The organism is Pseudoalteromonas sp. Z1A6, from assembly GCF_011378745.1.
Classification (GTDB): domain Bacteria; phylum Pseudomonadota; class Gammaproteobacteria; order Enterobacterales; family Alteromonadaceae; genus Pseudoalteromonas; species Pseudoalteromonas arctica.
Window position 1 is genome coordinate 1 of sequence record NZ_WTKW01000256.1, and the last position, 6,170, is coordinate 6,170.

7 protein-coding genes are annotated in these 6,170 nt (G+C 36.7%); 3 read left to right on the top strand and 4 right to left on the bottom strand.

The annotated features are described in order from the left end of the window. Window positions 1–694: 694 nt before the first annotated feature. Complete coding sequence (locus GQR46_RS14665) at window positions 695–1,903, top strand: porin (protein ID WP_165741323.1); 1,209 nt, start codon at window positions 695–697, stop codon at window positions 1,901–1,903. Window positions 1,904–2,478: 575 nt separating this feature from the next. Here GQR46_RS14665 and GQR46_RS14670 read toward each other — a convergent pair. From GQR46_RS14670 to GQR46_RS14680, 3 genes are all read right to left on the bottom strand, one after another. Beyond that, window positions 2,479–3,360, bottom strand: coding sequence for an alpha/beta hydrolase-fold protein (locus GQR46_RS14670; protein ID WP_165741324.1), 882 nt, complete (start codon window positions 3,358–3,360; stop codon window positions 2,479–2,481). Between the two features lie 35 nt (window positions 3,361–3,395). Continuing rightward, on the bottom strand, window positions 3,396–4,007 hold the full coding sequence (locus GQR46_RS14675) for a MarC family protein (protein WP_165741325.1): 612 nt from the start codon (window positions 4,005–4,007) through the stop codon (window positions 3,396–3,398). Window positions 4,008–4,175: 168 nt separating this feature from the next. After that, entirely contained in the window at window positions 4,176–4,658 is a 483-nt protein-coding gene (locus tag GQR46_RS14680; RefSeq protein WP_165741326.1) for a GNAT family N-acetyltransferase, read from the bottom strand. Window positions 4,659–4,764: 106 nt separating this feature from the next. Between GQR46_RS14680 and GQR46_RS14685 the strand changes: the two genes are divergently transcribed. After that, on the top strand, window positions 4,765–4,965 hold the full coding sequence (locus GQR46_RS14685; protein ID WP_002962626.1) for a hypothetical protein: 201 nt from the start codon (window positions 4,765–4,767) through the stop codon (window positions 4,963–4,965). A gap of 61 nt (window positions 4,966–5,026) precedes the next feature. Here the strand turns inward: GQR46_RS14685 and GQR46_RS14690 are convergent, their stop codons facing one another. Further along, complete coding sequence (locus tag GQR46_RS14690) at window positions 5,027–5,221, bottom strand: CPXCG motif-containing cysteine-rich protein (RefSeq protein WP_165741327.1); 195 nt, start codon at window positions 5,219–5,221, stop codon at window positions 5,027–5,029. A 288-nt stretch (window positions 5,222–5,509) separates the two neighbouring features. Between GQR46_RS14690 and msrA the strand changes: the two genes are divergently transcribed. Beyond that, window positions 5,510–6,109: a peptide-methionine (S)-S-oxide reductase MsrA gene (gene msrA, locus GQR46_RS14695; RefSeq protein WP_165741328.1), complete on the top strand. Its 600-nt coding sequence runs from the start codon at window positions 5,510–5,512 to the stop codon at window positions 6,107–6,109. The last annotated feature ends 61 nt before the right edge of the window (window positions 6,110–6,170 follow it).

Consider the following 6,170-nt stretch of genomic DNA (forward strand, 5'->3'; position numbering starts at 1 on the left):
TAATAAACCGATATGAGTGTTTATAATTTGTTATATATATTAGGGTCTGTTGAACTTTCAAGGTTGAATTTTCAGCAGTCTGTTTGGTGTTAAGGCAAGGCAGAGTCTATGTAGTGTGGTTATTCCCCATAAATGGGCGATAACGTAGCATTAATGCCAAACAGGCGCTGCCCAAAGGGGTCTTCCTAGGGGCTATTTACTCTTTGTAGCTCGGTTTTTACTTAGCCCACTAGGTTACAAACCTCGAGCCGCGATTAAATAGCCCCTAATTTGAACAAATTTTAATCCGCAAAGATCAACAGACCCTAGAGTAAAAACACTTTTAACGTGTATGTGTGTTTACTTAACTCATTTTTGTACAACCTATAGTAATAAAAAGCTATATTTATGAAAATAAAGCAGTTTTAGAGCTTTTGCACTAGTCGCTATTTTTTAACCAAGATGAAATTAATTCAAATTAGAATTTTAACACACCGCTTATTACCAATTCTTTTTACCTACAAAACAACTAAAAAAACAAACCTCAGCAACACCTGAAAAACAAAATTAACCTCTCGTGAACACCTATTAAGATTAATGCTCAGTTTTATTGAGTATTTTTCACTTTTGAGCCGTTTATCGCTTTGTTAGTCTTCAAATCTGAATTTTTACCTACGTAAAAACATTAACCAATTTACACAGGGCAACACACAAGATGAGCAAAAAATTAGCAACACTGGTTAGCGCAAGTATTGTACTAGCACCCGCAGTTTCGGCGGTAGAGCTATACAAGGATGATAAAAACACTCTAAATGTAGGTGGTTATCTTGATGTGCGTGTAATTAATACACAAAACGAAACCGAAGTTGTTAATGGTACTTCACGCATCAACTTTGCTTTTACCCGAAAGCTTAAGAAAGACTGGACCGCCCTTGCACTTATTGAATGGGGTGTAAATCCGGTAGGCAGTAGCGATATTATTTATAACAATCGTTTTGAGTCAATTCAGGATGAGTTTTTGTATAACCGTTTAGGCTATGCAGGCCTTTCGCACGAAAAGTACGGACAACTTACTATTGGTAAACAATGGGGTGCATGGTACGACGTAGTTTACGGCACAAATAATAGTTTTGTATGGGATGGCAATGCCGCAGGCGTTTACACCTATAACAAAGACGATGGCGCTGTAAATGGTACTGGGCGTGGCGATAAGTTAGTGCAGTATCGTAATAGTTACAACGATTTTAGTTTTGCAGTACAAGCACAGCTTAAAAACAGCGAATTTTATACCTGTGACGTAAGCGACATTTCAGAAGAAGAATGCGAAACACTTTGGAACTCAGGCGATAGCGCAGCCCAAGAAGTTGAATTTAATTACACATTTGGTGCCTCTGTTACTTACACCCCAACCGATATGCTAACGCTTACTGCAGGTGTTAACCGTGGCGAGTTTGATTTAACGTTTGGCGATGGTTCTACTCGCAATGTTGAAGATTTAATTTACGGTGCAGGCATTATGTGGGGCAACATTGATAAGCCCGGCCTTTACGTTGCTGCCAACATAAATAAAAACAAAAACCACGACACCGATAATATTGGTCGCTTAATTAAAGACGCAATTGGCATAGAAACATTTGCATCTTACCGCTTTGATAACGATTTTCGCCCTTTTATTGCCTATAACGTGTTTGATGCCGGTGATGATTACGTAATTCAGCCAAACTTTAACGCCGATCCTAACGATGTGTTTAAACGTCAGTTTGCTGTTATTGGCCTTCATTACTTAATTGACGAAGACACTATTGCCTACGTAGAAGCGCGTAAAGACTTTAGCGACTTTGAAAGTGATAACGACGATCAACAAGCACAAATGGAGCAGTCGGAAGATGACGGTATAGCATTTGGTTTTAGATATAAGCTCTAAATATAAGTTAAAAAACGACTACAACTTCCCTTAGCACAACCCTTTTAGCCCTTTTAACTTTTTAACTTTTTAACTGGGCTTTTTTTATTCCGCCATACTTTTGAATCCCACCGACCTGTATTTTGCACTATTCCTTTGATTACCTTTTCAACAATTTAACTCTATTGCTTAGTTTAGCCTTAAAATAACATTAAGTATGATGTGTTCTTTAAATATAAAGCCACCAGCCAATTTATATTAATTGCATTAATAGTGTAAAAAGATGGTGAAACTATATTGAAATTGCAAAATACTTACATCGCTTTTTGCTGATCACAAAGGCGTAAGGCTGATTAAAAGCAGTAACAAATAGATGTGTACATGCTCATAGGTACTGACTGCATTCTAACTCAACATCTATAAACTGTATATAAAAACAGTATTTTCATTTACTGTGCAAAAATAAATTAAACCAACTTCCCTTTGTAAGTCGTTAATAATATTAAACTAAGTAAAATTCTATGAAGCTGGTTCGTTCTCATAAATAGATAAAATAACAATAACTGTATGCATATACAGTTACAATTTAAGCCAACCTACTTTTTAATAAACGCACTATAACCAGCTAATGCCTTAGCTACACTAAGAGGTGGATTGTCTGAATGCTCAGCACCTTCGTTTATAGCACTTTGCCAGACAAGGTTATTATTAGGGTTTGTTGTTAAAGCAGTCTCTAAATTATTAAATGCTTTTAACATTAACGGATGCTCTGCTCCGCCCACCGAAAGATATAAATAAGTAGGTGACTTCACTTTATTTGCTTGAGCCGTTAAAAACGCATCTACGTTATTAACTACAGTCATGTCGTCATACCAAGCTGCAGGGCTAAACGCAAAATAACCATTAAATAACTCAGGCTTTGTATGCAGTGTATAAAGTACGAAGCTACCACCTGCCGAAAAAACACTTAATACACGATTATTACTAAGCTTATAATTTGTTGATAAATATGGAAGTAACTCAGTTTCAATAAATGCTAAAAACTTATCAGCTTCACCGTTTGGCTCAGGTAGTGTTTCGTGCTCTAAACGCGCTTGTGTATTTACATCTTGGCGGGCATAAGGAGGCACTAAATCGCGATTACGAGTATCTTTAAAAAACAAATTAGGGATAGACACCAATATAGCCTTATCCCCTTTTTCGCTCTTAGCTTGTTTTGTAAGTGCTTTATCCCATGTATCTAAATTAAAATTACCATCGGTTTTAATAATTAACGGGTACGCTTTTTTAGCATTGTAATCAGTCGGTAATCTTATAAAAACCTTACGTGATTCGTTAAGTACTTTAGAGTTAATAGTTACATCCGTATAAGCCGATACATAATGATTGTAATAATTTATCGCCAATATTCCCAAAACAAGTATAACTATCGCTAAAGCTAAATTTGTAAGATAGAGTTTTGTTATTTTTATAGCCATTTGGCATCCCCTTAAATATTTACTTTAAGAATTACTTAATCGAGCTTAACCCATTGTTTTATTTCAAGCGCAGTCATAATAAGCTCAACTGAAAACGCAGCTAAAATCATCCCCATCACACGCGTTAAAATAGACGCGCCGCCCGTTCCAATCAACTTAATTATTTTGCCCGAAAGCAGCAACAGTATTAATGTAATACCCAGTACTCCAATAGTAACAAGCGCTGTGCCTATTTGTGTAGTAATGGGGTGTATATGGTTATCGGTAAGGAGTATTACAGCCAAAATAGCGCCTGGAGTAGCTGTGGCTGGTATAGCTAGCGGAAACACAGCAATATCGTGTTCGGGGTCTTGTTTAGCTTTATTAGAATCGTTTCCAAATATCATTTGCAGGCCAAACAAAAACAATATAATTCCGCCTCCTAACTGAAACGAAACCAGCCTAATCCCCATCGCATTAAGTATTAGCTGCCCTATTAAAATAGAACCCAATAGAACGCCACCCGCATATAGCACGGTTTTAAAGGCTGTTTTACGACGTTGTTGATCAGTTAAGTGAGTAGTAATCGCAGCAAACAGCGCCATAGTGCCTATTGGGTCAATGGTAGCCCAAATAACAAGCGCATCTTGAGATAGTTTTTCTAGCATATAAAATCCTTGTTAAGCGTTAATGTTTAATTAAACACGGGTAACAAATTCATTTGCTTACGCTTAACTATAATAGAAAGCTGTTATTTTTTGTATTTTATTTACACTTGGAGTGTGTTGACCTTTCAGGATAGAAAAAAGATAAGCACTTATAATTGCCGTCTTTAGTTAAAGTGATTTCTGCCAAATAGAATGCTCGTGCAAACTAAACCCTAACTTAATAAGTAAATTATGAGAACGTGCATTATGTGCACTCACCTCAGCCGATAAATGTTTAAGCGGAATATGCTCAAGTAGCGCTTCAATAAAACCGGTGACTACTTCAAACATCACTCCCTTATCCCAAAAGTCGGGGTGCAACTCAAAACCTATAAAAGCACTACTTTTACAGGGTGTTAAATTATAAAGCCCACAGGTGCCCATTAACTTCCCTGTCATATTATGTTCAATTGCAACTCTTACCACTTCGCCTTCGTAATAGGCGCTTATATCATCTTGAATTAATTGTTTGATTTGTGTTTTGCTAAGTGGTGTTTCGTAGTCGTTAAATTTACTAACCTGAGGATGGTTTAAAATATCAAATAAACACGCAGCGTGTTTGTGGGTAATTAAACGAAGAGTAACGCGGTCAAGCTGTGTGGTATTAAACATTTTATTTAAGTAGTTAGTTAAATTAGCTCTTTATGGGCAAGCATTATTAACTTACCATACCCCATTAACAAGCATTATCTTTAAAGCAAAAAGAGTAGATAACGTAATGAGTGACGATTTTAAAGTAATACAACCCACTACCACAGTATATTGCCCAAAACGCGGCGAAGGCTGGACCTTAACAGGCATTACTAATATTAACGAGTTTACCTCTGTAATGTTTGACGGCACACGCTACACGCTCCCGGCGCGCGAAATAGTAGAAGAGCTTTTGCCAAACCAACTAGCACGCGAACAAAATAGCTAGTTAGTTCCGTACACAACAAAAAGGCTGCAGCGTTGCAGCCTTTTTTATAATTTACGGCAATTTAAAATGTATCATCTTCACTGTATACATTAACATTTAACTCATCTTCATCTTCAAATACCACAAACGAAATTGGTTTACAGCATACTTGGCAGTCTTCAATGTATTGCTCATCAATATCTACTGCATCAAGTAATACTTCTATGCTTTCTCCGCAATAAGGACAGCTTATTGATTTTTCGGTTAACTGGTTCATTTATCACCTGCTAATTTATATCTCGAATGTTGTCACTTTAATAAACAAGCTCGCATAATACAACAGCGTATCAAATAGCGTTTATTTTGTTAAATTAACTAAACCATCCTACTTGCTTTAAAAGTGATCTTACTCCCGGTTTTATGCTTATAAAACTTTTTAAATGACATTACTTTGCGCCATAAATAGTTAAGCGGCTAAAACTATGCCACTACAATGAAATAGTATTAGCACTTGGCGGGTCTAACTTTATAAGTATTTAAACTCACACTTCAGGTGGATAATTTTATGAAAAAATCACTCGCATTAGCATTAACATCTGCCGCAATTTTGTTTAGCACATTTACGCATGCAGCTAAAACCGAAAAAGCTGTGTTAGCTGGAGGTTGCTTTTGGTGTATGGAAAGCGACTTTGAAAAGCTAGAAGGTGTAACCGATGTAATATCGGGTTTTACTGGTGGCAAACTTAAAAACCCAACATACAATGGTAACCATAAAGGCCATTACGAGGCAGTAGAAATCACTTACGACCCGGAGGTAGTAAGCTATAAGGGCATACTTGATCATTACTGGGTTAATATTGATCCCTTTGATGCCAGAGGCCAATTTTGCGATAAAGGCCCAAGTTACTTAAGTGCTATATTTGTTGAAAACGACGAACAACGTAAATTAGCTGAAAAAACAAAAGCAGCTGTAGTTGCCGAGTTTCCTAATCAAACTGTGGTTACGCCTATACTAAACGCAAGTACCTTTTACCCTATTAAAGGGAGGGAAAGTTTTCATCAAGATTATTACAAAAACAACCCAATTCGATACAACACCTATCGCTGGCGTTGTGGTCGCGACAGTCGTTTAGAAAATATTTGGGGCGATAGAGCAACTCATTAATCGAGTCTAGCTAGGTATTCCACTGTAAAATATTAAAAGGCTGATTTAATTATTAGTTTTT